At 60.8% G+C, this 23,910-nt stretch carries 19 protein-coding genes and 4 riboswitches; of the genes, 8 read left to right on the plus strand and 11 right to left on the minus strand.

Annotation, left to right across the window (positions count from 1 at the left end):
• Positions 1-117: 117 nt before the first annotated feature.
• Complete coding sequence (locus JOE62_RS02580; RefSeq protein WP_159613641.1) at positions 118-606, minus strand: GNAT family N-acetyltransferase; 489 nt, start codon at positions 604-606, stop codon at positions 118-120.
• Positions 607-927: 321 nt separating this feature from the next.
• Between JOE62_RS02580 and JOE62_RS02585 the strand changes: the two genes are divergently transcribed.
• Complete coding sequence (locus JOE62_RS02585) at positions 928-1,233, plus strand: type II toxin-antitoxin system RelB family anti-toxin (protein ID WP_204720084.1); 306 nt, start codon at positions 928-930, stop codon at positions 1,231-1,233.
• Between the two features lie 83 nt (positions 1,234-1,316).
• Here JOE62_RS02585 and JOE62_RS02590 read toward each other — a convergent pair whose 3' ends face one another.
• Together JOE62_RS02590 and JOE62_RS02595 are read right to left on the minus strand one after the other, a co-directional pair.
• A complete protein-coding gene (locus tag JOE62_RS02590; RefSeq protein ID WP_066143617.1) occupies positions 1,317-1,811 on the minus strand; it encodes a CoA-binding protein in 495 nt (164 codons plus the stop codon).
• The gene (locus tag JOE62_RS02595) at positions 1,811-3,184 is read right to left on the minus strand and encodes an O-acetylhomoserine aminocarboxypropyltransferase/cysteine synthase family protein (RefSeq protein WP_204720086.1); all 1,374 of its coding nucleotides are present in this window, start codon (positions 3,182-3,184) and stop codon (positions 1,811-1,813) included. Before JOE62_RS02595 ends, JOE62_RS02590 begins: the two co-directional genes overlap by 1 nt.
• Before the next feature lie 98 nt (positions 3,185-3,282).
• Positions 3,283-3,394, minus strand: a riboswitch (SAM riboswitch).
• 110 nt (positions 3,395-3,504) lie between these two features.
• Here JOE62_RS02595 and JOE62_RS02600 point away from each other — a divergent pair.
• From JOE62_RS02600 to JOE62_RS02610, 3 genes are all read left to right on the plus strand, one after another.
• Positions 3,505-4,065, plus strand: a complete 561-nt coding sequence (locus JOE62_RS02600; protein WP_204720089.1) for a histidine phosphatase family protein — start codon at positions 3,505-3,507, stop codon at positions 4,063-4,065.
• Positions 4,066-4,180: 115 nt separating this feature from the next.
• Positions 4,181-4,678: an RNA polymerase sigma factor gene (locus tag JOE62_RS02605; protein ID WP_204720091.1), complete on the plus strand. Its 498-nt coding sequence runs from the start codon at positions 4,181-4,183 to the stop codon at positions 4,676-4,678.
• Complete coding sequence (locus tag JOE62_RS02610) at positions 4,660-5,304, plus strand: methylated-DNA--[protein]-cysteine S-methyltransferase (protein WP_239543146.1); 645 nt, start codon at positions 4,660-4,662, stop codon at positions 5,302-5,304. The genes JOE62_RS02605 and JOE62_RS02610 overlap by 19 nt, the downstream gene beginning before the upstream one ends.
• A gap of 87 nt (positions 5,305-5,391) precedes the next feature.
• Here JOE62_RS02610 and katG read toward each other — a convergent pair whose 3' ends face one another.
• Together katG and JOE62_RS02620 are read right to left on the minus strand one after the other, a co-directional pair.
• Positions 5,392-7,572 carry a catalase/peroxidase HPI gene (gene katG / locus JOE62_RS02615; RefSeq protein ID WP_204720093.1) on the minus strand — a complete coding sequence of 727 codons (2,181 nt, stop codon included), beginning with the start codon at positions 7,570-7,572 and terminating at the stop codon, positions 5,392-5,394.
• A gap of 80 nt (positions 7,573-7,652) precedes the next feature.
• Positions 7,653-8,105 (minus strand): Fur family transcriptional regulator, encoded by a 453-nt coding sequence (locus JOE62_RS02620; protein ID WP_204720095.1) that lies wholly within the window; start codon positions 8,103-8,105, stop codon positions 7,653-7,655.
• Positions 8,106-8,767: 662 nt separating this feature from the next.
• On the opposite strand from JOE62_RS02620, the gene JOE62_RS02625 reads away from it, so the two are divergent.
• Complete coding sequence (locus JOE62_RS02625; protein ID WP_239543148.1) at positions 8,768-10,645, plus strand: BCCT family transporter; 1,878 nt, start codon at positions 8,768-8,770, stop codon at positions 10,643-10,645.
• Between the two features lie 78 nt (positions 10,646-10,723).
• Here the strand turns inward: JOE62_RS02625 and acs are convergent, their stop codons facing one another.
• The 4 genes from acs to JOE62_RS02645 form a co-directional block, all read right to left on the minus strand.
• Positions 10,724-12,685 (minus strand): acetate--CoA ligase, encoded by a 1,962-nt coding sequence (acs, locus tag JOE62_RS02630; protein WP_204720097.1) that lies wholly within the window; start codon positions 12,683-12,685, stop codon positions 10,724-10,726.
• A 61-nt stretch (positions 12,686-12,746) separates the two neighbouring features.
• Entirely contained in the window at positions 12,747-13,574 is an 828-nt protein-coding gene (locus JOE62_RS02635) for an ABC transporter permease (protein ID WP_204720099.1), read from the minus strand.
• A 6-nt stretch (positions 13,575-13,580) separates the two neighbouring features.
• The gene (locus tag JOE62_RS02640; protein WP_204720101.1) at positions 13,581-14,603 is read right to left on the minus strand and encodes an aliphatic sulfonate ABC transporter substrate-binding protein; all 1,023 of its coding nucleotides are present in this window, start codon (positions 14,601-14,603) and stop codon (positions 13,581-13,583) included.
• An 84-nt stretch (positions 14,604-14,687) separates the two neighbouring features.
• Positions 14,688-15,503 (minus strand): ABC transporter ATP-binding protein, encoded by an 816-nt coding sequence (locus JOE62_RS02645; protein WP_204720102.1) that lies wholly within the window; start codon positions 15,501-15,503, stop codon positions 14,688-14,690.
• 5 nt (positions 15,504-15,508) lie between these two features.
• Positions 15,509-15,611: riboswitch (SAM riboswitch) on the minus strand.
• 267 nt (positions 15,612-15,878) lie between these two features.
• Positions 15,879-15,970, plus strand: a riboswitch (SAM riboswitch).
• Between the two features lie 15 nt (positions 15,971-15,985).
• On the opposite strand from JOE62_RS02645, the gene JOE62_RS02650 reads away from it, so the two are divergent.
• Together JOE62_RS02650 and JOE62_RS02655 are read left to right on the plus strand one after the other, a co-directional pair.
• Positions 15,986-17,317, plus strand: a complete 1,332-nt coding sequence (locus JOE62_RS02650) for an acyl-CoA dehydrogenase family protein (RefSeq protein WP_204720104.1) — start codon at positions 15,986-15,988, stop codon at positions 17,315-17,317.
• A 58-nt stretch (positions 17,318-17,375) separates the two neighbouring features.
• On the plus strand, positions 17,376-18,779 hold the full coding sequence (locus tag JOE62_RS02655; protein WP_204720106.1) for an LLM class flavin-dependent oxidoreductase: 1,404 nt from the start codon (positions 17,376-17,378) through the stop codon (positions 18,777-18,779).
• An 81-nt stretch (positions 18,780-18,860) separates the two neighbouring features.
• On the opposite strand, the gene ggt is transcribed toward JOE62_RS02655, so the two are convergent.
• Positions 18,861-20,684 (minus strand): gamma-glutamyltransferase, encoded by a 1,824-nt coding sequence (gene ggt / locus JOE62_RS02660; RefSeq protein ID WP_204720108.1) that lies wholly within the window; start codon positions 20,682-20,684, stop codon positions 18,861-18,863.
• Positions 20,685-20,900: 216 nt separating this feature from the next.
• The gene (locus JOE62_RS02665) at positions 20,901-21,764 is read right to left on the minus strand and encodes an SDR family oxidoreductase (protein ID WP_204720109.1); all 864 of its coding nucleotides are present in this window, start codon (positions 21,762-21,764) and stop codon (positions 20,901-20,903) included.
• A 287-nt stretch (positions 21,765-22,051) separates the two neighbouring features.
• A riboswitch (SAM riboswitch) is annotated at positions 22,052-22,143 on the plus strand.
• A gap of 124 nt (positions 22,144-22,267) precedes the next feature.
• On the opposite strand from JOE62_RS02665, the gene JOE62_RS02670 reads away from it, so the two are divergent.
• Positions 22,268-23,899, plus strand: a complete 1,632-nt coding sequence (locus JOE62_RS02670; protein ID WP_239543150.1) for an ABC transporter substrate-binding protein — start codon at positions 22,268-22,270, stop codon at positions 23,897-23,899.
• The last annotated feature ends 11 nt before the right edge of the window (positions 23,900-23,910 follow it).

The following is a 23,910-nucleotide window of genomic DNA, read 5'->3' on the forward strand; positions in this document are numbered from 1 at the left end:
AAAGTGGTTATAGTTGGCATTTTGCCAAGTGGTCAACTTATCGCAGAGTTGAGGAGACAAAAATTTTCGTCTTGATGGAAGGTTTGATGCTTAGCTTGTTGTCGGATTCTCACCGCGCTAGATTGAGTGTGCGGCGCGTGCTTTGCGGCGCATCCACACGGTAACGCTGCCATCGCCTGGTTCTTCCTCGAAATCAAAAGCAAACCCAGCTTTTTCGTAGAAGCCCCGAGCGTGTTCATTACCTTTGACGAATTCGAGGCGAACGTCGGCGTGCTCGCCGACAAATTCCAGTGCAGTATTCATGAGCAAGAGACCAATACGTTTGCCCTGCGCTTCGGGAAGCACGTAGATCTTCCAGATCACGGCATCTCCCTCGAACTCACCAATGGTCACCGTGCCCAATACCTGCTCACCATCGCAGGCAACAAAGGTAGCGTCTTCTTCGATCGTTTGCCGAACGGCAGATTCTGTCCACCACGAGTTCAGATTTGCCAGAACATAGTTTGGCGATGTGAACGGTAGGTAGGTGGCAGGCCAAGTTAATAGTCCAATGGCCTGAACTGCCGGAATATCTGACGAATCTGCGCGACGCACGGTAACGGTCACTTGGGGGACTCCTTGCTAGTTGGGTAGGCCTAGCCCGAGAGCATTTGGATATTTCAACCGTAATCCATGGAGTGCGCTGCATACCTTATGAGTTCTAGAACGTATGAATAGTAAAATTTGTCATGTGGCACATCGATGTTGAAAATCTTGAGCCCTGGTTCATGGCACTTTAATAGGCGTCGCATTGTTCGCGTATTTTCTGTACCCAGGTTTCTGGCCGCTGATGTTCCTGCGTTGGGGCTTCCACTTACAGACGCCATAAAGAATTCGCGGATCCAGTCAATGAAGCTCGTTGGCAACGACTACTGAATGGTGAGGGTGATGGCAAGGAACCTTGATGAACTACTAGAACAAAGACCGGTGAATGAAGAGCTCGCATCAATATTTGAAGATCAATTGCGCTCCGAAATCCGCGCCTATCGTCTCTGGGAGTTGCGTGAAAAATCGGAACTCACGCAGTCCGCGATGGCTAAGGTCCTGAACGTCCGCCAGAAACGAGTCTCCAGCATCGAGCACGGCGCGGTTGAGCGGGCACAAGTTGATACTTTGCGCAGGTACGTTGAAGCGCTCGGTGGGACGTTGCTCGTGGAAGCGAAATTCGGCGATGAAACTTATCGGATCGCCTAGAGCTGGACTGTAAAAAAGAACCAATGCCGGTGCCGGGCAACCATATAGGTTGCCCGGCACCGGCACTAGATCATCAGCACTGGTTAGGCGAGCACCTGGCGCTTGGAAGAAATCACACCGGTATTAAAGCCGGCCAGGCGCAATCCACCGTGGAAGCGCGCGTGCTCGATCTTCACGCAGCGGTCCATGACCACGTTCATGCCCGCGGCCTCGGCGCGATGGGCCACTTCCTCGTGCCAGGAACCCAGCTGCAGCCACAGGGTCTTCGCGCCCACGGCCAGGGCCTCGTCCAGCACGCCGGGCAGGTCATCATGCTTGCGGAAGACCTCCACCAGATCCGGGGTCTCCGGAAGATCGGCGAGCGACTTGTACACCGGCTGGCCCAGGATCTCGTCGAGTACCGGGTTGATGAAGTACACCTTGTACCGTGAAGAGGAGAGCAGGTAGGTGGCCACGAAGTAGCTGGCACGTGACGGCTTGTTCGAAGCGCCGACAATGGCGATGGTCTTCGTCTCGCGCAGGATCTCCAGGCGCTGCGCGGCTCCCGGGCCTTCCCAGGTGGTTTCAACGGCAGTCATTAGTTTGCTCCCTTCGAAGCGGTTGGCAAGGCGCAGGTGGAACCGTCATAAGCCGGTGCTTCGAACTGCGCGGCGGAACCGGCGGCAGCTTCCTGCGAAGCGGCCAGCGCTTGGTCCAGATCCCAGAGGATGTCTTCGACGTCTTCCAGGCCCACCGACAAGCGAATCAGGTCTTCTGGCACGCCAGCGGAGACCAGCTGCTCGGCGCTCAGCTGCTGGTGCGTGGTGGAGGCAGGGTGCAGCACCAGGGTGCGGGCATCGCCGATGTTGGCCAGGTGGCTGGCCAGCTGCAGCGCCTCGATGAACTTGGCGCCGGCTTCGCGTCCGCCCTTCACTCCGAAGCTGAAGACCGAGCCGACGCCCAGGGGCAGCAGCTCCTTGGCCTGCTCGTGCTGCGGATGGGAATCCAGGCCTGCGTAGTTCACGTAGGTCACGCGCTCATCGGATTCCAGCCAGGCGGCGACCTGCTTGGCGTTGGACAGGTGGTTGTCCATGCGCTGCGGAAGGGTCTCCAGACCCTGCAGCAGCTGGAATGCCGACTGGGCCGGAAGCGACGGTCCGAAGTCGCGCAGCTGCTCGCTGCGCAGCTTGGTCAGGAAGCCGTATTCGCCGAAGTTGTCCCACCAGGAGACGTTGCCGTAGCTGGCTACCGGTTCGGTCATGGTGGGGAACTTGCCGTTGCCCCAGTTGAACTTGCCCGACTCGATGACCACGCCGCCCAGGGTGGTGCCGTGCCCGCCGATGAACTTGGTGGCCGAGTGGATCACGATGTCCGCGCCGTGCTCGATGGGGCGAAGGATGTATGGGGGAGTGAGCGTCGAGTCCACGACCAGCGGGATGTTGTGGCGGTGCGCGACTTCGGCCAGGCCCTTCAGGTCGGCGATGTCGCCGCACGGGTTGGCCACCACCTCGGTGTAGACGGCCTTGGTGTTCTCCTGGATTGCGGCTTCGAAGTCGGCCGGATCGTTGGAGTCGATGAAGGTGGTGTCCACGCCGAAGCGGCGCAGCGAGACATCCAGCTGGGTGATGGTGCCGCCGTAGAGCTTCGAGGAGGAGACAATGTGGTCGCCGGCCTGGGCCAGCGCCGCGAAGGTGACGAATTCCGCGGCCATGCCCGATCCGGTGGCTACCGCGCCGATGCCGCCTTCCAGCGAAGCCATGCGCTCTTCGAAGGCCGCCACGGTCGGGTTGCCGATGCGCGAGTAGATGTTGCCGTACTTCTGCAGGGCAAAGAGGTTGGCCGCATCGTCAGCGTCTTTGAACACGAACGACGTGGTCTGGTAGATGGGCACTGCGCGTGAGCCATGCTCGGCATCGGGGGTGCCTCCGGCATGCAGGGCGCGGGTGCGGAATCCAAACTTGTGATCTGCCATGGTGGCTTGCGACTCCTTGTCGACGGGGGTTTCACGTGCACCGCAGGGCGGGCCGCGATCGAGGCAGGAATCCCGGAATCAATGTCGCTTCCTGCCGTTCTCCAACGGGTAAGCGGCTGCATCGTTTCTGGCGGTAGCACCGTAACCACCGGATGTGGCAGGTTGCTGCGGCGTCATCGAACCAGATCTCTCAGCCGCTCGGGATGGTGTAATAATCTTCGCAACATGACCGTTCGTGACCCAACTATGAGTCGTAACGTTGCGTATCGGGCCTGTGATCGGAGATTCTTCGACATCTATGGCACCGGTAGGCTGGAGCCATGGATACTTCGCTGGTACTGGTTCGACACGGGCAGACCGATTGGAACCTTGCAGGCCGACTGCAGGGGCAAACCGACATCCCGCTGAACGAAACCGGACGCGAGCAAGCTCGCGAGGTCGGGCGCAAGCTCATCGGCCAAGACTTTTCGCTGATTCTGGCATCCCCCTTGGTGCGTGCCCAGGAAACTGCCGTCCTGATCGCCCAGCAGATCGGGGCAGCGACGGGCAACGCAGTTCCGGAACTCATCGAACGCGGTTTCGGCCCGCTGGAAGGCCGGATCATGGCGGAAGTCAGCGACGAGGAATCGGCTGCCGCCGCAGAGCAGGTTGAGCCGCGTGCGCACATCTTGAACCGCGCGGTGCCGGCGCTGATGGGCCTAGCCAGCAAGCATGCCGGGCGCAAGATCATGATTGTCAGCCATGGCGCCACCATGCGCACCATTCGCGACGCCTTGGCAGGAACCAGGCAAGCCCAAGGCGTGGAGAATGGAGAGATTATCGAGGTGGATTTGGCCCGGCTCGAGCAGCTCGCCGGTGAATCTGACCTGGTGGCATTCTAGGAATCCGTGCGGCAGCGGGGTTAATGAAAAAATTCTTCATTCGCACCTCACAGAACAGGTGGCCGTTGCGTTTACACGGTGAGGGGCCAGCAGGTCGCGAAATCCCAGGAGAGGCATGCAAGCACCATTCGAGCGGATAGTCCAAGACTATGGACTGAACGTCCTGCGTGTTTGCCGCGCTCTGCTGGATGAGCACCGCGCGCAAGATGCCTGGTCCGAAACCTTCCTCGCCGCGCTCAAGGCGTACCCGCAGCTGCCAGATGATGCCAATGTCCTGGCGTGGCTGGTGCGCATTGCCCGGAACAAGGCCATTGACGAGTTGCGCAAGCATAAGCCGGAGATCCTCATCGACCAGGACGTGGACAGTCCCGCGTCCGGGAAGAACCGGCCGGATCTGCAGTTGGACAATCTGCAGCTCTGGCACGAGGTGAATCAGCTTCCCGGCAAGCAAAGGCAGGTCGTGGCCTATCGGTACCTCGGCGGGATGAGCTACGCGCAAATTGCCGAAATCCTTTCGGGCAGCGAAGCCGCTGCCCGCAGGGCCGGTGCCGACGGGATCAAAAACCTGCGGGTCCGGCTCGACGACCAGGAACTATGGCGGGAGCAGCCATGAACGAAAAAAATTATCAGCAGCAGGCGACGGCCGCTGAAATGCAAACCCTCGACGCGCTGCAAGGCCAGCTCGCTGAAAAAGCCCGGGCGCTTGAACTTGTCGATGTCGCCTATCGGGTGGTCGACAGCCCAGTGGGTTCATTGCTGCTGGCCAGCAGCGATGCCGGGCTGGTGCGGGTGGCATTCGAGTCCGAGGGCCATGACCGCATACTTGAGCTGCTCTCAGAAAAGCTCAGCCCGCGCATCCTGCGCGACAAGTCGAGCCTGGATGGGACCGCCCGGCAGCTCGATGAGTACTTCGCGGGCACACGGCACAGTTTCGAGCTCCCGGTGGACCTGCAGCTCTCGACGCGGTTCCGCCGCCAGGTGCAGCTTCAACTGGAACATATCGATTACGGCCAGACCCGCAGCTACGCCCAACTCGCGCAGCAAATCGGCAAGCCGAAGGCAGTGCGGGCCGTCGGCTCAGCCTGCGCCACCAACCCGATTCCCATCGTGCTGCCCTGCCACCGGGTGCTGCGCACCGATGGCTCATTGGGCGGCTATCTGGGAGGACTGCAAGCCAAGACGGAGCTGCTGAAACTTGAAAACCCGGACTTCGCAGGCAGCGCGGCGACGCTTTTTTAACTGCCCATAGCCGGATTAAGCAAGTGCTGGGCTGTTGCTCCCCATCAGGGGAGCAACAGCCCAGCACTATCTGCCAGAAGTTAGCGGCTACTTGGTCAGCAGTTCGAAGCGATCCGCGTCCATGAGCTTGGCCCATGCAGTAGCGAAGTCCTTGACGAACTTCTCCTTGGCGTCGTCCGAGGCGTAAACTTCGGCGAGAGCACGCAGTTCCGAGTTGGAGCCGAAGACCAGGTCCACGCGGCTGCCGGTCCAACGGCCGTCGGTGGTGGTGTAGGTCTGTTCGTCAGCCGACGGGGTCCACTCCAAGCCGAGTTCCAGCAGGTTCGCGAAGTAGTCGTTGGTCAGAGCGCCCGGGGTGTCGGTGAAGACGCCCTTGTTCGAGCCATCCCAGTTGTTGCCGATGACACGCAGGCCGCCGAGCAGCACGGTCATCTCAGGAGCCGACAGGCCCAGCAGGTTCGCGCGGTCGATCAGCAGGTACTCGCTAGGCAAGTTCAGGAAACCGGAGTCGTAGTTGCGGAAGCCGTCAGCGACTGGCTCCAGCCAAGCGAACTGCTCCACGTCGGTCTGCTCCTGGGTTGCGTCAACGCGACCCGGGGTGAATGGAACCTCGACTTGCTGTCCGGCTGCCAGGGCAGCCTGCTCAACACCGACGTTGCCGGCCAAGACCACAACATCGGCGAAGGATGCCTTGATCTCGGAGGTGGCGTTGAACTGGTCAACGATTTCCTCGAGCTTGGCGATTACTGGCTTCAGCTGCTCCGGCTGGTTCACTGACCAGGAAACCTGCGGCTCCAGGCGGATGCGGCCGCCGTTTGCGCCGCCGCGCTTATCCGAAGAACGGAAGGTCGCTGCGGCCTTCCACGCGGTGGAAACCAGCTGCTGCACCGAAAGGCCAGCGTCGTTGATCAGGGACTTCAGCTCGGCGATTTCCTTGGCACCCAGGGTGATTTCTGGAGCAGCCGGCAACGGATCCTGCCAGAGCAGGTCCTCGGCTGGAACCTCTGGGCCGAAGTAGCGGGACTTCGGGCCCATGTCGCGGTGGGTCAGCTTGAACCAGGCGCGGGCGAAGGCGTCGGCGAACTTGTCCGGGTTCTCCTTGAAGTTCTTGGAGATCGGACCGTAAATCGGATCAAAGCGCAGTGCCAGGTCGCTGGTCAGCATGCGCGGTTCGCGCTTCTCCAAGGTGTCGAACGCAGGCTGAACCAGGCCGGCTCCGCCGCCGTTGACCGGGCGCCACTGCTTAGCACCTGCTGGCGACTCGAACAGTTCCCACTCGTAAGCGAACAGGATGTGGAAGAACTCGTTGTCCCAACGGGTTGGGTGGTAGGTCCAGGTCACTTCCAGACCGGAGGACACGGTGTCTGCACCCTTGCCGGTGCCGTGGCCGTTCTTCCAACCCAGGCCCTGCATTTCCAGCGGAGCTGCTTCTGGATCCGGACCGATCTTGTCATCGGCGTGGGCGCCGTGAGTCTTGCCGAAGGTGTGGCCGCCAGCGATCAGCGCTACGGTCTCTTCGTCATTCATACCCATGCGGCGGAAGGTTTCGCGGATGTCGATGGCCGAAGCCAGCGGATCCGGGTTGCCGTCTGGACCTTCAGGGTTCACGTAGATCAGGCCCATTTGGACTGCAGCCAGAGGGGCTTCCAGGTCGCGCTTGCCGGTGTAGCGCTCGTTGTCCAGCCACACCTTTTCAGGGCCCCAGTAAACGTCGTCGTCAGCTTCCCAGACGTCCTTGCGGCCGCCGGCGAAGCCGAAGGTCTCGAAGCCCATGTCCTCCAGAGCCACGTTGCCGGCCAGCAGGATCAGGTCGGCCCAGGAGATGGCCTGGCCATACTTCTTCTTTACCGGCCACAGCAGGCGGCGAGCCTTATCCAGCGATACGTTGTCTGGCCACGAGTTCAATGGGGCGAAGCGCTGCTGGCCTGCGCCACCGCCGCCACGCCCATCGTGGGAGCGATAGGTGCCGGCGGAGTGCCAAGCCATGCGGATGAAGAACGGACCATAGTGTCCGAAGTCTGCTGGCCACCAGTCGTGGGACTGGGTCATGATCTCGGCCAAGTCGGCCTTCAGGGCCTCCATGTCCAGTGCGTTGAACGCCTCGATGTAATCGAAGTCCTCATCCAACGGGTTCGATACCTGCTGGTTCTTAGCAAGGATCTTCAGGTTCAGCTTGTTCGGCCACCATTCGGTATTGGCGTTGCCCTGGGTTGGGTGAACTCGACCCGCGCCAACTACTGGGCACTGACCTGCGGTCGTCTCAGACATGTGCTCTTCCTTCCGGATTTTTTAGGGGATTGTGCGGTTCATGTCCGCCACGCGGGAACGAGTCCTGCGTGATGGCAAATCTAGGGGGTTACTACGACATCTTTCTGCGCATTCGCAGCCTGGCAATCAGGGCAGGTGCCCCAGTAGATCACTTCGGCCTCGTCGATGCTGAAGCCGTGATCGTTGGACGCATGCAGGCACGGGGCGCCGCCGACAGCGCAGTCGACGTCCGCCAGCTTGCCGCACTGGCGGCACACCACATGGTGGTGATTGTCGCCAACGCGGGCTTCGTAGCGGGCGATATGGCCCTGCGGCTGTATCAGCCGGATGACTCCCAGCTTCGTGAAAAGCTTCAGCGAATCGTAGACAGCTTGGTGCGACACATTGGGGTGCCCTTCGCGAACGGCCGAAATGATGGTTTCGGTATCCGCGTGCGGGTGCGCAGCGACAGCGGACAGTACCGCAACGCGGGGTTGTGTAACCCGCATCGATGCCGCCTTCAGCACCTGCTCGATCCCTGCCTTTGATGTCATGTAACCAGCATGCCCGCTTATTTTGAATGAGTCAAGATAAGTTCGAATGTATTACAGGTTACAAGTTGGTGAGTGGCAACAATGCGCCGAAAGAGCTTCTGTGCAGGAAGTATGCCTTATGAGGCATGCCTTGGCGGAGGGGAATCGAAGCTGAGGTAATTGTTGAATTCCGGATATTCGAGACGAATAAACAAAGTGGAGAATAGGTCATTCCGACTTCGGAGGTAATTCGAGGCGGGTAAGGATTTCGCGGCAGCGGAAACCGGAAATTCGAGTGAGGCGAGGAAGCTCACACGGATCGCGGCATCAGCGAAAACATCTTGATCCAGTGCGTATCCAACGTAGAAAATGGCGTGAAATCAAGGATCTGATTTGACCCTCGGTGAGATGTCGACAATGCTGGAAAAGGCTCATTTTGGATTTATCGTGTCAATTCCGTGCTAAATCGGGTCACTTCGCAGGAACATTTAGCGGGATATTTGCGCAGAATAGCTGTTTCTTTCAGGCAGTTCTGACGCGAGGTTTAGAGACAACGGACCGACACCCGAAAAGCAATTCGCAATCAATCACACTGCATGGCGATCGTTGACTCTAGAAACGATGGCTGGGCAGATTCCGTCTGGAACTTCTCCACGGGATCTCACCAGTGAAGGAAGAACGCAATGAAGCAGACGGATCAATCAATCGTAGACCTCGTCGAGGAACTGCATTCAGTTCGCCACAGGCGACCTAAGAAGTACTCCCTTTCCGGTACGGATTATTGGGTATTCGGAATCGCCGGCGTTATCGCGCTGGCATTCATCATTTGGGGTTTCTCCACCCCGTCGGGGCTGGGCAAGGCCTCCAGCGCAGCCTTGGACTGGGTTATCACCAACACTGGTTGGCTTTTTGTTATCGCCGCCGCATTATTCGCGGTCTTCGCTATTGTCGTAGCAGCGAAGAATTTCGGGCGCATCCCGCTGGGCAAGGACGGTGAATCGCCACAGTTCTCCACGGTTTCGTGGATCTCGATGATGTTTGCCACCGGCATGGGCATCGGACTGGTCTTCTACGGCGTGGGTGAGCCGCTGTACTTCTACATGTCGCCTCCTCCGGGAACGGTGGAAGGCTCCACCAGCGAGGCTCTGAGCACAGCCATGGGCACTACGCTCTTCCATTGGACGCTCTTCCCCTGGGCCATGTACGCCATTGTCGGATTGGGCATGGCTTACGGCAGTTTCCGGCTGGGACGTCCGCAGCTGTTCTCCGCCATGTTCAGCTCGATCTTCGGCGACCGCGCCATACACGGCTGGGGCGGCCGCACCATCAACATCTTGGCTATTATTGCCACGCTCTTCGGCTCGGCCTGTTCGCTGGGTCTTGGCGCATTGCAGATTGGCGGCGGCATCCAGGCCACAGGAATGATGGAGAAGGTCGGTTCCGGCGTTCTCGTGGTCATCATCGCTATTCTTACTGCCTTGTTCGTCGCTTCCGCTGTTTCCGGCATTGAGCGCGGCATCCAGTGGCTGTCCAACACCAATATGGTGCTGGCAGTGATCATCGCGCTGATCGTTTTCATTGGCGGTCCAACCCTGTTCATCCTGAACGTCATCCCCAACGCTGTTGGCGCCTTCATTGGCGACTTGCCGGAGATGGCTTCACGCACGGCGGCTGGCGATGTGGCGATGTCTGATTGGCTCTCCTCGTGGACTGTCTTCTACTGGGCATGGTGGATCTCCTGGAGCCCATTCGTAGGCCTGTTCATTGCGCGCATTTCCCGCGGCCGCACGATTCGCCAGTTCGTTACCGGTGTGCTGCTGGTTCCATCAACTGTCACCCTGATCTGGTTCTCGATCTTCGGCGGTGGAGCAATCGGTATTCAGGAACGTGCCGAACGCGCCGGGGAAACCGGGGAAAAGCTGGCCAGCATTGTCGATGGCGCACCGGACATCAACTTCGATCTGATCCTCTTCGACATGCTTGGCCGATTGCCGCTCTCCGGCTGGGTGGCCACCGTGCTGATGGTCGTCACCGTGTTGCTGATTGCGATCTTCTTCGTGACGGGCGCAGATTCGGCCTCGATCGTGATGGGTGCGCTCAGCGAACGCGGCGCCGAAGAGCCAACCAAGAAGTCAGTGATCTTCTGGGGCGTGGCTACCGGTGCGGTGGCCGCGGTGATGCTGCTGGCTGGCGGTGATCATCCGGCGGAGGCTTTGACCGGCCTGAAGAACATCACGATTGTCTCTGCGCTGCCATTCGTCATCGTGATGCTGCTGCTTTGCGTGGCATTGTGGAAGGACTTGAGCAATGATCCGCTGGTGCTGCGCGACAAGGTGGCCCGCAAGGTTCTCGAGCATTCCGTGGGGCAAGCAGTTGACCGCCATGAGGGCAGCCAGTTCAGCTTGATGACCACCGAAATTCCTTTGGTCACCGCCGAAGGCAAGGCTGCCGAAGCGAAGATCTTTGCCACTGAAGCCGCTGAGTCCACCGCCGACCCGGTGGAGGACGGCAAGAAAACTGAGGGCGACGGCGAGAGTCCGAAGCCAACTGCCGGGGAGTAATTACCGGCAAAGCAAGTGAAGCTTCTTCCCGAATCCGGGAAGAAGCTTCACTTTATTTAAGTGCTAGAGCCTGGTCGATTAGCCACGTGCACGGCAGATCGCGTTGATCTCCGGGATGCACGGCTCATTCTGCAGACTTGTCGTATCACCGAGCGTGGTGCCCTCGAACAGCTGGGTGAGCAGGCGGCGCATGATCTTGCCAGAACGCGTCTTGGGCACATCTGGAACCAGGACGATTTCACGCGGCTTGGCAATCGGGCCGATCTGGACCGCGACAGTCTCGCGAAGCTCGGCGATGAACTCGGCCTGCCGGGCAGCGAGATCCGGATCGGGCGACTCTGCGATCAGGGTCTTGTCCAGCGGCACCACGAAGGCGGTTGCCGCGTGTCCGGTCTTGGGATCCGGGGTGGGGCAGACGCCGGCTTCCACCACACCGGGGTTGGTGACTAGCGCCGATTCGATCTCGATGGTGGACAGCCGGTGGCCGGAAATGTTGATCACGTCATCGGTGCGGCCCAGGATGTAGATGTCGCCGTCCTCATCGAAGCGGGCACCGTCGCCGGCCAGGAACCAGCCTTGCTCGACGTATTGTTCCCAGTAGCTGGTGTAGTAGCGTGCCGGATTGCCCCAAACGGTACGCGCCATCGACGGGCCGGTGCGGGTAATGACAATATTTCCCTGCTCGTTGGCCGGCATGCTGCGGCCATTGGCGTCAACGATGTCCACCGAAATGCCCGGCAGCGCACGTGCGGCGCAACCCGGCTTGAAGTGCTCATCGGTAGGCAATGGGGAAAGCACTGTCGCGCCGGACTCCGACTGCCACCAGGTATCGACCATGGGCAGGCCCGCCGCGGTGTCGCGGCCAATCTGCTGGCGGAACCATTTCCACGCCTCGGGGTTGACCGCTTCGCCCACGGTGCCGCCGATCTTCACCGACGACAGGTCGTATTCTGCCGGGATGCCGTCGGGGAACCAGCCCATCAGCGAGCGGACCAAGGTGGGAGCGGTGTAGTAGCTGGTGACCTTGTAGCGTTCGATGACCTCGAAGTGCCGGCCCGGATGCGGGGCGTTGGGCACGCCCTCGTAGATGACCTGGGTGACGCCGTTGGCCAGTGGACCGTAGATCTCGTAGGTGTGGGCGGTGACCCAGGCCAGGTCAGCGGTGCACCAGTGCACATCGTGCTCGCGCTGGGACTCGTCTGGATTGGCGAACAGCATGTTGTAGCTGGTGGCCGCCTGCGTCAGGTAGCCGCCGGTGGTGTGCACCAGGCCCTTGGGTTGGCCGGTGGTCCCCGAGGTGTACATGATGAACAGCGGCGTCTCGGAGTCGAAGAACTCCGGCATGTGCTCGGTGGACTGGGTATCAACCACCTCATGCCACCAGACGTCGCGACCCGCGGTCCACGGTATCTCATCTCCGGTTCGGCGGATCACCAGCACCTTTTCGATTTCGTTCTCGCCGGCAACTGCCGCATCGGCGTTGTCCTTGACCGGGACCGAGGTGCCGCGGCGGAACTGGCCGTCGGTGGTGACCAGCACCTTCGCCTTGGTGTCTTCCACGCGGAACTTCAGCGCTTCGGCAGAGAACCCGCCGAAGACCAGCGAGTGGATGGCGCCGATGCGGGCGCATGCCAAGGTGATGACGATGGTTTCAATGAGCACCGGCAGGTAGATGACCACGCGGTCGCCCTTCACCACGCCCAGGGATTCCAAGGCATTGGCAGCTTGGGAAACCCGCTCCTGCAGATTCTTGTAGGTGACTGCAACGCGGTCGCCGGGTTCGCCTTCGAAGTACAGCGCAACCTTCTCGCCGCGTCCTGCGGCGACGTGGCGGTCGGCGCAGTTCACTGCCGCGTTCAGCTTGCCGCCGAGATACCAGGAAATTTCCGGGCCGCGCTGCGCCTGGGGGTCAGCCGGAATGATGCGGCTGGTGGTGTGCCACGGGGTGTCCCAATCCAAAAGGTGCGCCGCTTCGTCCCAGAATTCCTGGCGTGCCGCCTCTGATTCAAGTGCTGAGGTTGTTGCCAATTCGGTGGTCATTGCAAACTTTCTTTGGTGGGGGACGGGATAGCGTTGCCAGCCGGTGCTAGTTAGTCCGGGGCTAGGTCCAGCGTTTGATCGCCCAGCGTTCGGCTATCGATAGCAGGGCATCGGTGATTTTTCCGAAGACGGCCAGCAACACGATGGTCATGATCAGGCGGTCCAGGCGGCCATTGTTCTGTGAATCGGTGAGCAGGAAGCCCAATCCCATCGACGCTCCGAGCAGTTCAGCCGCGACCAGGAAGAGCCACGCCTGGGCCAGTGCCAAGCGCAGTCCGGAGAAGATGGAAGGGACTACCGCGGGCAGCTGGACTGTGCGCAGTAGCTTCAGTCCCTTCAGGCCGAAGGAACGAGCGGCCTCGATCAGGTGGGCATCGACATGGCGCAAGGCCAAGGCGACGGTGGTGAAGACCGGGAAGAACGCGCCGATGATCACGAGCGTGACCTTGGAATCTTCGCCCATTTTCATCCAAAGCACCAGCAACGGAACCCAAGCCAGCGAAGGGACGGCGCGCAGGGCACTGATGCTCAGGCCCAGAAACGCATCTGCCAATTTGGACAGGCCGACGAGGGCGCCCAGCGCCAAACCGAGCAGGGAACCGAAGGCGAAGCCCAGCAGTACACGCTGGGTGGAAATGCCGATGTGCTTACCAAGATCGCCATCTTCGAGGAGCTCAAAGGCGGCGGCAACGACCGAGCTTGGAGTCGGCAGCGTCCACGGGGCAACGATGCCGCTCACCGTGACGAATTGCCAGACAGCCACGGTGGCCAGAGGCAGGATCAGCGCAAGCAACCATTTAGGTGCGCGCAGGATCGTTGCGGCGATGCCTGCCTTGTGCTTGGCAGGTGTCGGATTTTCGCGGGTATCAGCCGCGTTTTCGGTGCTCATCGCTGTTTACTCTCCGGAGATCTTCGTTGCATCTGCCTTGAGGGCAAACTGGTCGTCAACGAGGGTTGCTAGTGCTTCATCTACGGATTCCTGCTTGGAAACATCGCCGCTGGCGACCAGGGTGGGGCCAATGTTGCTCAGCACTCCGGTGAATTTGGCGTCGGGAACCGCTGGAACGTCCAGATTGGAGCGTTCCTCGATCACGGTCTTGGCAACTTCTGGTTCGAGCCCTGCAACGTCGGCAAGGATCTCAGCGGTTTCCCCAGGGTTTTCGGCCGCCCAATCGCGAGCCTTCTCATAGGCGTCGACCACGAGCTGGGCCAGTTCGGGGCTCTGCTCGATGAAGTCTTCGCGAGCGTTCAGCGCACCGTAGGTGTTGAAGTCCAGATTCCGGTAAACCAGCTGCGCGCCGTCTTCTTCGGCGGCTGCCATGATTGGATCCAGTCCGCTCCAGGCATCGACCGAACCGTTGACCAGTGCGGTGCGGCCATCGGCATGCTGCAGGTTCTGCAGCTTGATGTCATCTTCGCTCAGTCCCGCGGTGTCCAGAGCCTGGAGCAGGAAGAAGTATGGATCGGTGCCCTTGGTGGCCGCCACGGTCTTCCCTGCCAGGTCTTCAACGGATTCGATCTTTGAATCCTTGTCCACTACCAGGGCTGCCCATTCCGGCTGGGAGTACAGGGCGACGGTCTTGATTGGTGCACCGTTGGAACGGTTCAGCAACGCTGCTGAACCGGCGGTGGAACCGACGTCAATCGCACCGGCGCGAAGCGCCTCATTGGCCTTGTTGGAACCTGCGGACTGGATCCACTCGACGTCAACGCCCTGTTCCTTGGCGGCCGCATCCAGCCACCCCTTTTCCTTGAGCACCAGGCTCAGCGGGTTGTACGTGGCAAAGTCGATGGACAAGGTCTGATCACCGGAGTCGGCAGTAGCGTTTTCGCCAGCGCAGCCGGTCAGGGCAACTGCGCCCATGAGCAAAGCGGCGGCGGACAGAGCGGTGCGGCGGGAGAAGCGGTTCAAGAGCATGGAGAATCCTAGAATTATGCGTGCAAGCGGATGGACGATAGGGCAAAGAGTAAGGATCGCCGAGGATCCAATGCGTTCCCTGGATTAATGGTTGGTTGGATCGACGCCGAGCAGGCGCAGCAGGTGCAGGCGATCGGCAACGAACTTCTCGTCCGTGTGCCGGCGTGGTTGCCCGGCGGAGATCGCTAGGTCTTCGATGACACCAGCCGCGCCGTTCCCGGTGCTGCGTCCCAAGACGATAACGCGGTCAGCCAAGGTCAAGGCCTCGTCCACGTCATGGGTCACCATGAGTACCGTGGTGGGGAATGATGCGTGAATTGAGAGCAGCAAATCCTGCATCTTCAGGCGGGTCAGGGCATCGAGTGCGCCGAAGGGCTCATCGAGAAGCAATACGCCCGGGCGGCGGGCCAGCGCGCGAGCCAGCGAAACACGCTGGGCCATGCCGCCGGAAATCTCCCGCGGGCGCAGGCTGGCTGCATGGCTCAGCCCGGTCAGCTCGATCAGCTCATCAATCAGCGCGTCGCCAGAGGCCTTCTCGGTTCCTGGGGCCAGACCCAGCGCAATGTTCTCGCGCACCGATCGCCACGGAAGCAGGCGTGGTTCCTGGAAAGCAACGGCACATAGCTCGTTGATGCCGTTGACCTCGTGGGTGCCTGTGCGGATGTCTCCGGTGGAGGGGTGGTCCAACCCGGAGACCGAGCGCAGCAGCGTGGATTTTCCGCAGCCGCTGGCGCCTAGGATCGCGACGACTTGGCCGGCTGGAATGTGCAAGTTGATGTCGGCCAGCACGGTGCGGCTTTCCTTCTTTGTGGTGAAGGTCCGCGACACGTTGCTGAATTGGACGTCCAGTGCGGTTGAGGTGGTTGAAGTTGCCTCGGGCGCTGCAATGGTAAGAGCCATATCAATCTCCATCGGTCCTGGCGGTAGCACCGGCCTGCGGAGGTGGAGCTCCGAAGGTGGTTGCTGCGGCGTCAAAGAGCCAGATCTCTCGGCCGCTCGGGATGGTTACCCCTCTATTACAGCGAGTCGAACGATTTAGACGCAAATCTTGCGTAACATGAAAAAATGTTCGATATGTGCGTCACATTGCCCAGAAATTTCGTTATTTATTTTACCTAGGGCCGGTTTGATCGACAGCAGACCAATCCTTGCAACTCATCTTCGATGGGACGGGGATTAGGCTGTGGGATTTGAGCATAGGCCCTTCCAAATCTGAGGCGAAATATGACTTCGCGGCTTGGAAGCGCCGGATTATTACCGTTACAAATGAATCACGACCCATCCAGAGCGGCTGAGAGATCTGGCTCCACGACGCCGCAGCAACCACCCGAAGAGCGGGACGGTGCTACTGCCAGGACCGATGGAAAGAATTGAGAACCCTGATGCCTATTGGCGAATCACCGAATGCCCCAGGGCTGGACTTCAACCAGCTCAGCGATCCTTCGCAAGCCAGCGCTCTGGAACTGGACGAGTTCGAGGAGCAGCTGCCCACGCGGCAGCTGCTGAAGATCACTCCCGGTCCCGGCGCGGATGAGCAGTACAACCGGCTGGCCGAAATCTTCCGCCCGGTCTTCGCTCAGATCGCCGCGACCGCCAAGGACCGCGACCTGAACCGTGTGCTTCCCTTCGAGCAGGTAGGCCTGCTGAACCGCGAGCGCTTCGGCGCGCTGCGCCTTCCCGTGGCCGACGGCGGCTACGGTGCGCGGCTGGTGGATGTCTTCCGCCTGCTCATCGAGCTCTCCGAGGCCGACTCCCATGTCGGCCAGCTGTGGCGCGCGCATATCGCTTTTGTCGAGAATGTGCTGGCACTGGAAGACGAGGCGCTGCGCAAGAAGTGGGTGGCCCGCATCGCCGCCGGGCAGATTGTCGGCAACGCCTACACCGAGCGCGGCGGCAACGCCCTGGGCACCTTGAATACGAAGGCCAGCTTCGTGGACGGGCGCTGGGTAGTCGACGGCGAGAAGTACTACTGCACCGGCACCATCTTTGCCGACTGGACCACTGTTGCGGTGGCCCACCCTGAGCTTGCCGGACGCCAGATCGCGGTGGTGTCCACCCAGCGCAGCGGCGTCAAGATCCTCGATGACTGGGACGGATTCGGCCAGGGCCTGACCGGAACCGGTACCACCGAATTCCATCAGGTCCCGGTGGACTGCTTCATGCCGCAGCAGCGCAATGACTCCGAAGCGGCGATCTTCCAGCTGGTGCTCATGTCCGTGCAGGCAGGCATCGCCCGCGCCGCGCTGAACGACCTGCGCAGCGCGGTGCAGGCACGCACCCGCATCTTCACCACCGGAACCGGGGTGCCGGTATACCAGGAACCCCAGGTCCTGCAGCTGGTGGGGGAGGTGTCCGCGGAATCCTCCGCCGCCGACTCGGTGGTGATCGGCGCGGTGCTCGAAGTCGAGGCGGCCCTGGGTGATCCGGGACTGAACGACGAGGAACGCTACGCGGTCTGCGAGCTGGCAGCCAACCGTGCGCAAACCGTGGTGCAGCCGCTGGCCATCGGCGTAACGAGCAAGCTCTTCGACGGGCTGGGGGCCTCGTCCACCAGGAGCGGCTGCAACCTTGACCGGCACTGGCGCAATGCGCGCACCATCGCCACGCACAACCCGGCGATCTACAAGGCGCGCATCGTCGGGGACTACGAGATCAACGGCGTCCAGCCGCAGCGGCTGTCCGTCACCGGCGAAGATTCGACCCAGCGGGCCTGAGAGCCCGCGTCGCAAACCGGGAACTTTCCATGAATATCGACCTTATGGGGGCAAAGGCATGAGCGAGAACAAGCGCGAGATCCTATTCAACGCATTCGACATGAACTGCGTGGTGCACCAGTCGCCAGGCCTGTGGCGCCACCCGGAGGACAAGGCCTCGACCTACAACACCCTGGGCTACTGGACGCATCTGGCCAAGGTGCTGGAGAAGGGCAAGTTCGACGGCCTGTTCCTCGCCGATGTGCTGGGCACCTACGACGTGTACAAGGGCAACAACATCACCCCGCTGACCTCCGGCGCCCAGGCGCCGGTCAACGACCCGATGATGCTGGTCTCGGCCATGGCCGCCGTGACCGAGAACCTCGGCTTCGGCGTCACCGCGGGTACCGCCTATGAGCACCCGTACGCCTTCGCCCGCCGCCTGGCCACCCTGGACCACCTGACCAACGGCCGCGTCGGCTGGAACGTGGTCACCGGGTACCTGCCATCGGCTGCCCGCAATATGGGCCAGGAAGACCAGATGGAGCACGACGAGCGCTACAACCACGCCGATGAGTACCTCGAAGTGGTCTACAAGCTGCTCGAAGGCTCGTGGGAAGACAACGCGGTGCAGAACAACAAGGAAACCGGCATCTACACCGATCCGGCCAAGGTGCACCCGATTGAGCACGAAGGCAAGTACTTCAAGGTCCCGGGCATCGCGATCACCGAGCCGTCGAAGCAGCGCACCCCGGTGATCTACCAGGCCGGCGCCTCCAAGCGCGGCACGGAATTCGCCGCGTCGAACGCCGAAGCCATCTTCGTCACCTGCCCAACCCGCGAACTGCTCAAGGAAGCTGTCACCAAGATCCGCGACGCTGCCGAAGCGGCTGGCCGCGGCCGCTACGACATCAAGGTCTTCGCCATGCAGACCATCATCACCGCCGAAACCTCGGAACTGGCCCAGGCGAAGTTCGAGGACTACCGCTCCTACGTGGATACCGAGGGCTCGCTGGCGCTGCTGTCGGGCTGGACCGGCATCGACATGTCCGTGTACGGACCGGACGATGTAATTGGCGATGACGTGAAGTCCAACGCCATCCAGTCCTCGGTGGAAACCTTCAAGAAGGCCAGCGGCGATACCGGAAAGCCATGGACCATCCGCCAGCTGGCCGAATGGATCGGCGTAGGCGGCTTCGGCCCGGTTTCCGTCGGTTCGGGTGCCGAGGTTGCCGAGAAGCTCATCGACTGGGTGGAATACACCGACGTGGACGGCTTCAACCTCGCCTACGCTGTCACTCCTGGCACCTTCGAGGACATCGTCGAGTACGTGGTGCCTGAGCTGCAGGCCCGCGGGGTCTACAAGACCGAGTACACCCAGGGCACGCTGCGCAACAAGCTGTTCGGCGCCGGCGACCGGGTGAAGGACACCCACCGTGCAGCCCAGTTCAAGATCGCCAACCGGATGGCCGCGCAGGCCTGAGTATCCGGCTAGATAGCGCAATCGGCGGCCTGCGGCAACTTCGCAAGAATGTTGCCGCAGGCCGCCGTTTTCACTGCGTGCCTACTCGGTCGGCTCCAGCACCATGGCCGAACCGCCGCCGCGCCTGGTGGGCTCGGCCGCTGCCGTGAGCGTGCCATCGGCCGCGATCTCCACCGCTTCAACGGCGCCGATTTCAGCCTGCGGGGTGAAGGAATCGCCGGCCGGCGTGAGCTTGTGGCCGAAGGCCTCAAGCGCAGGACCATAGGCTTCGATGAACTCGGGTTCGGCGGTGACCGCGGCAGTGTTGCGCTGCGAAGCCCGCGGCGCGGCGATGGCCTCGCTGATGCTCATGCCCAAGTCGATGCGGTTCACCAGGGTCTGCAGCACCGTGGTGATGATGGTTGAACCGCCCGGGGAACCAATGGCCAGCACCGGTTCGCCGTCCTGCAGGACAATGGTGGGCGCCATCGATGAGCGCGGGCGCTTGCCCGGCTCAATGCGGTTCGGATCCTGCGGATCATAGACCGTGGAGAAATCGGTCAGCTCGTTGTTCAGCAGGAATCCGCGGCCCGGAACCACCATGCCCGAGCCGCCGGTTTGCTCGATGGTCAACGTGTAGGAAACGACGTTGCCCCAGCGATCCACCACCGACAGGTGCGTGGTGGAGATATTTTCCGTATCCTGCTCTTCAACCGGTTCGCTGCTGGCAGCCGGGCATTGGCCATCGTAGTTCTCGATATCGCCCGGAGCGACGGGCTTGGCTGCGGCCTGGTCCGGGTCGATGGCGCACGCCCGCTCCGCACCGAACAACTTGTCTGTCAGGGTGCGGGTCGGAACATCGGCGAAAACCGGGTCGCCGACGAACTTGCTACGATCAGCGTAGGCAAGAGCAGTTGCCTCGAAATAATGGTGCAACGCCTCGGCTTCGTCCATGGCCGCCACGTCGAATTGGCTCAGGATGTTCAGCGATTCGCCGATGGTGGTTCCGCCGCTGGAAGACGGAGCCATGCCGAAGACTTCGTAGCCCCGGTATTCCACCTGAGTCGGTTCCTGCTCCACCACTTCGTAGCCGGCCAGATCGGCGGTGGACAACTGCCCCGCGGGAACCGGGAGGCCGGTATCTGCGCTCTTTGGCGGTGCCTGCACCGTGTGGGCGATCTCGGCGGCCAAGTCTCCCGCATAGAACCCATCGAGGCCTTGCTTGGCCAGCATCCGATAGGTGTCCGCCAGATCCGGATTCTTGAAGATGGTCCCGACCTGGGGAGCATCCCCGCCGGGCAAGAACAATTCGCTCGTGGCAGGGAACGCGGCGAACCGTTCCTTGTTATCCAAGGTCTGCTCGCGGAAGGTCTCATCAATGGCAAAGCCGCGGGAAGCGATTTTGGTTGCCGGGCGCAAGACCTGCTTCAGGTTCTGCGAACCCCAATTGTCCAGGGCGCGTTGCCATGTGGCCAAGGTTCCGGGCACGCCTACTGCCACGCCGCTGGTAACCAGTTCCGGGGTGAAGTTGTACGGCTCGCCGGTTTCGGGATCAATGAATGCGTCATTGGCCATGCCTGCTGGGGCGGTTTCGCGACCGTCGATCGTGCTGACCTTGCCCGATTGCGTATCGTAGTAGAGGAAATATCCGCCACCGCCAATGCCTGCGCTGTAGGGTTCGGTGACGCCGAGTGCCGCCGCGGTGGCCACGGCCGCATCCACGGCGTTGCCTCCCTTGCGCAGGACTTCGATGCCGGCGGCGGTGGCCTCCGGGTCCACCGAAGACACCGCGCCTCCGGTTCCAATGGCCGTCGGGACTTTTTCGGTGTGGCGTGGATCCGCACTCGCCGAGACAGCCGAGAAAGCTCCCAGGCCCAAGGCGATGGTTGCAGCGCAGGCAACTGGCCTCAAACGTGCTCGTGGCATACTTTGATCTCCTCTTCAGGTGGCGATGAAGTATGCGCAAATTTACGGGAGCGGGACCTCCCGGCGAGCTTGTGACACGCGGCACTATCTATCTGGGTGTTAAATTTCCCCTTGTCGAGCGAATATTCGCGGTTATGAAGCTTAAATGCTGAAGGGCAGGCACCGCGGCAACGACTGCCGCGAGTGCCTGCCCGTTGGACCCTTGATGAGAGGGTGCTACTTGTCCAGGTTGTCCTTGATGACCTTGCCCAGGGACGCTGGAGCGCGGCCGATCAGCTTGGCCAGGTCGCCGGTTCCAACCTCCAGTGCTCCTTCGCGAATGCGCACGTCGGTATCGACGAGGATGTGCGCGAAGGGTCCGGGGACTCCGGCGTCAGCGTAGATCGTTTCCAGCTGTTCGGGATCCATTTCCTGGTAGGCGACGTCCTGGCCAGCGGCGGCGCCGACAGCGCCAGCAAGCTGGGCGAGGGTGAATGGCTTGTCGCTGCCCAACTCGTAGATCTTGCCGTTCTGCTCTTCATCGGACAGCAGCACCGCCGCGGCTGCCTCCGCGAAATCGGCACGGGCGGCAGCGCTGATTTTGCCCTCGCCCGCGGCACCGAGGATTACGCCGCTATTGAGGTAGCCCATGAGCTGGTCGGTGTAGTTTTCGATGTACCAGCCGTTGCGCAGCAGCACGTAGCCGATGCCTGATCCAGCCAGCAACCGCTCGGTGGCGATGTGCTCCTCGGCGAGCTCCATGCCGCCGGTCATCGCGTTGGCAATTGACGTGTAGGCGATCAGCGAGACGTCCACCTGCTTGGCGGCGTTGATGATGTTCTCATGCTGGGCGACGCGCTGGCCTACCTCGCTGGAGGAGATCAGCAGCAGCTTGTCGACGCCTTCAAGCGCGGAAACCAGATCTGGCTGGACGTTGTAATCGGCAACGCGGGTTTCCAAGCCCTTGCCTGCCAGCGGGGCCAGTTTTTCCTCCGAACGGCCGATGGCAATCAGCTGCGCGGGATCGGCCCCGCGCTCCAGCAGTGCATCGATGACGAGTTTTCCCAGCTGTCCGGTGGCTCCGGTAATTGCGATCTTCATGAGGTCCTCTCGTAAGTTCTTGCATCTGCTACAACCGGCTAGCGGGTGGGGTAATTCCCCAAACCTTCAATCGGAAATCCAGCATAAGCAAGGATTTCTGCGGATCTGCCCAAACCTGCCGTCATGGAAAGTCATATGACGCATGAAAGGGTTCTCGTGACGCCCAGTATGACGAACATCGGGCATTTCAGGATGCTTTGTGTGACTTCATGACCGCTCCTTACGTAACGCTTGTCTGCTCAATTCACGGGTTGCAGACTTGAATTGTTCGGCCGGTACAGCCGGACACCCCATCCAGAGCGACCGAGAGACCTGGCTCGTTGAAGTCGCAGCAACCACCCGTGAACGGGAGCGGTGCTAAGGCCAGGACCGATGGAGATTGCTAATTTTCACGGCGGTCTGCGGGGAGAAACTCGCCAAGAGTATTCCCACAAATCATGGCAGAACGTGCAGCGAATCTAGGCGTAATCCTCGGGTCACCAACCGAGAGGACATTTGAAATCATGCGTACAGCACATTTTGGACTGAAGACCACTGCGATTCTTGCCGTTCTGGGCTTGTCGCTCACCGCTTGCGGAGGCAACGCCACCAAGACGGGCGCAGCGCAAGCAGCAGCCGATCCAGGGACTCCGGTTGAAGGTGGCACCTTCACCTTCGCTGAAGTTACCCCTATCAACAATTGGCAGACTCAGGCAGCACGCTTCTATGAGAAAGCGAATGTTCTGAACTCAGTGCTTGATCGCCTGACCTACTACGATGTGGAAGCCGGCAAACTGGTTGGCTGGATCGCCAGCGAATTCGAAGCTAATGAAGACCAGACGGAGTTCACCTTCACCATTCGCGACGGTGTCACTTTCTCAGACGGCTCCACGCTGGATGCTGAGGCTGTGAAGCTGAACCTGGACGCCCTTGGAAAGGGAATCAAGTCTGCCCAGATTGCGCCAAACGTTGACTTTGCTGCCTATAAGTCGGCAGAGGTCGTAGGGGACAACAAGGTCAAGGTCACGCTCAAGCGGCCAGATGCCAATTTCCTTAGGTCGACTTCCTCCGTAACTGCTGGTTTGGTGTCCCCGAAGACCCTTGAACTGGACAATGCCGCGCAGTCTTCGATCTCCAAGATTGTTGGTTCCGGCCCATTCGTCTTCGAATCGGAAAAGCCTGATGAAGAAGTCGTTTTCAGCAGCCGGGATGACTACGCCTGGGCGCCAGAAACTGCGCCGAACCAGGGCGATGCCTATCTGGATACCCTGGTTATCAAGTACCTTCCAGAGGTCGCTAGCCGTGCCGGCGCCGCCCAGTCCGGGCAGGTGGATCTCGTCCGAGGATTGCAGCCGGTAGATGAACAGGTGCTGGCCTCCAGTGGCGGCAAGGTTTATGCCGCCGAAGGGGTGGACCTGACCACCAACCACGCGGCCGTGCGAATTGGCTCGGGAAAGCTGGAAGACGTCAAAGTCCGCCAGGCACTGCAGGTTGCAATCGACCGCCAGGCCATCAAAGACACCGTTCTCTCGGATAGCTATGTCATCTCGGGATCGATCCTCAACCACAAGGCACCAGGGTTTGTAGACCTGTCAGCTGAATTGGCCTATAACCCGGAAAAGGCCAAGCAGTTATTGGACGAGGCCGGATGGAAGCCGGGCGCAGATGGCATTCGGGAGAAGAACGGGAAGAAACTGGAAGTCACGGTTTCCACCTCCAATAACTCCGTAGTCATCAAGCCAGCGTTCGAACTGATTGAACAGCAATGGCGCGAGATTGGCGTCCAGCTGATCAACCGCGCGGCAGACAATACTTTCCTGACCAACGCACTTGTCGACGACAAGGTGGAGTTCTTCGGAACTCGCCAGTTTGCGTACGGCGGACTGGGCCCGGTCTATGCACCTGCGAACAACAACCAGACCCTTCGCGCTGATCCTGAACTGAACAAGCTTTTCATCAAAGAGCAGTCGGCGGCCACCGATGAGGAACACCTGAAGCTGGTCGAAGAGGAACAGCGTGCCCTGGTGCTGGACAAGGCCCTGACGCTGGTTCTTTGGGACGAAGTCCAGGTCTATGGCGCCAATAGCTCGGCGAACGTCGAGTTCACTTCCGGTACCGCGCCCATCTTCCAAGGTGCTTGGAAGAGCGAAGGCTAGGAACCAAATCC

The organism is Glutamicibacter nicotianae (genome assembly GCF_016907615.1).
GTDB classification, from domain to species: domain Bacteria; phylum Actinomycetota; class Actinomycetes; order Actinomycetales; family Micrococcaceae; genus Glutamicibacter; species Glutamicibacter nicotianae.

Excerpts from the sequence above, each read along its gene's own strand:
- JOE62_RS02645 (WP_204720102.1), bottom strand. The coding sequence starts at position 15,503 with ATGGCTCTTACCATTGCAGCGCCCGAGGCAACTTCAACCACCTCAACC.
- JOE62_RS02600 (WP_204720089.1), top strand. The coding sequence starts at position 3,505 with ATGGATACTTCGCTGGTACTGGTTCGACACGGGCAGACCGATTGGAAC.
- JOE62_RS02625 (WP_239543148.1), top strand. The coding sequence starts at position 8,768 with ATGAAGCAGACGGATCAATCAATCGTAGACCTCGTCGAGGAACTGCAT.
- JOE62_RS02595 (WP_204720086.1), bottom strand. The coding sequence starts at position 3,184 with ATGGCAGATCACAAGTTTGGATTCCGCACCCGCGCCCTGCATGCCGGA.
- ggt (WP_204720108.1), bottom strand. The coding sequence starts at position 20,684 with ATGCCACGAGCACGTTTGAGGCCAGTTGCCTGCGCTGCAACCATCGCC.
- katG (WP_204720093.1), bottom strand. The coding sequence starts at position 7,572 with ATGTCTGAGACGACCGCAGGTCAGTGCCCAGTAGTTGGCGCGGGTCGA.
- JOE62_RS02670 (WP_239543150.1), top strand. The coding sequence starts at position 22,268 with ATGCGTACAGCACATTTTGGACTGAAGACCACTGCGATTCTTGCCGTT.
- JOE62_RS02650 (WP_204720104.1), top strand. The coding sequence starts at position 15,986 with ATGCCTATTGGCGAATCACCGAATGCCCCAGGGCTGGACTTCAACCAG.
- JOE62_RS02590 (WP_066143617.1), bottom strand. The coding sequence starts at position 1,811 with ATGACTGCCGTTGAAACCACCTGGGAAGGCCCGGGAGCCGCGCAGCGC.
- JOE62_RS02640 (WP_204720101.1), bottom strand. The coding sequence starts at position 14,603 with ATGCTCTTGAACCGCTTCTCCCGCCGCACCGCTCTGTCCGCCGCCGCT.
- JOE62_RS02610 (WP_239543146.1), top strand. The coding sequence starts at position 4,660 with ATGGCGGGAGCAGCCATGAACGAAAAAAATTATCAGCAGCAGGCGACG.
- JOE62_RS02655 (WP_204720106.1), top strand. The coding sequence starts at position 17,376 with ATGAGCGAGAACAAGCGCGAGATCCTATTCAACGCATTCGACATGAAC.
- acs (WP_204720097.1), bottom strand. The coding sequence starts at position 12,685 with ATGACCACCGAATTGGCAACAACCTCAGCACTTGAATCAGAGGCGGCA.
- JOE62_RS02665 (WP_204720109.1), bottom strand. The coding sequence starts at position 21,764 with ATGAAGATCGCAATTACCGGAGCCACCGGACAGCTGGGAAAACTCGTC.
- JOE62_RS02635 (WP_204720099.1), bottom strand. The coding sequence starts at position 13,574 with ATGAGCACCGAAAACGCGGCTGATACCCGCGAAAATCCGACACCTGCC.
- JOE62_RS02620 (WP_204720095.1), bottom strand. The coding sequence starts at position 8,105 with ATGACATCAAAGGCAGGGATCGAGCAGGTGCTGAAGGCGGCATCGATG.
- JOE62_RS02585 (WP_204720084.1), top strand. The coding sequence starts at position 928 with ATGGCAAGGAACCTTGATGAACTACTAGAACAAAGACCGGTGAATGAA.
- JOE62_RS02605 (WP_204720091.1), top strand. The coding sequence starts at position 4,181 with ATGCAAGCACCATTCGAGCGGATAGTCCAAGACTATGGACTGAACGTC.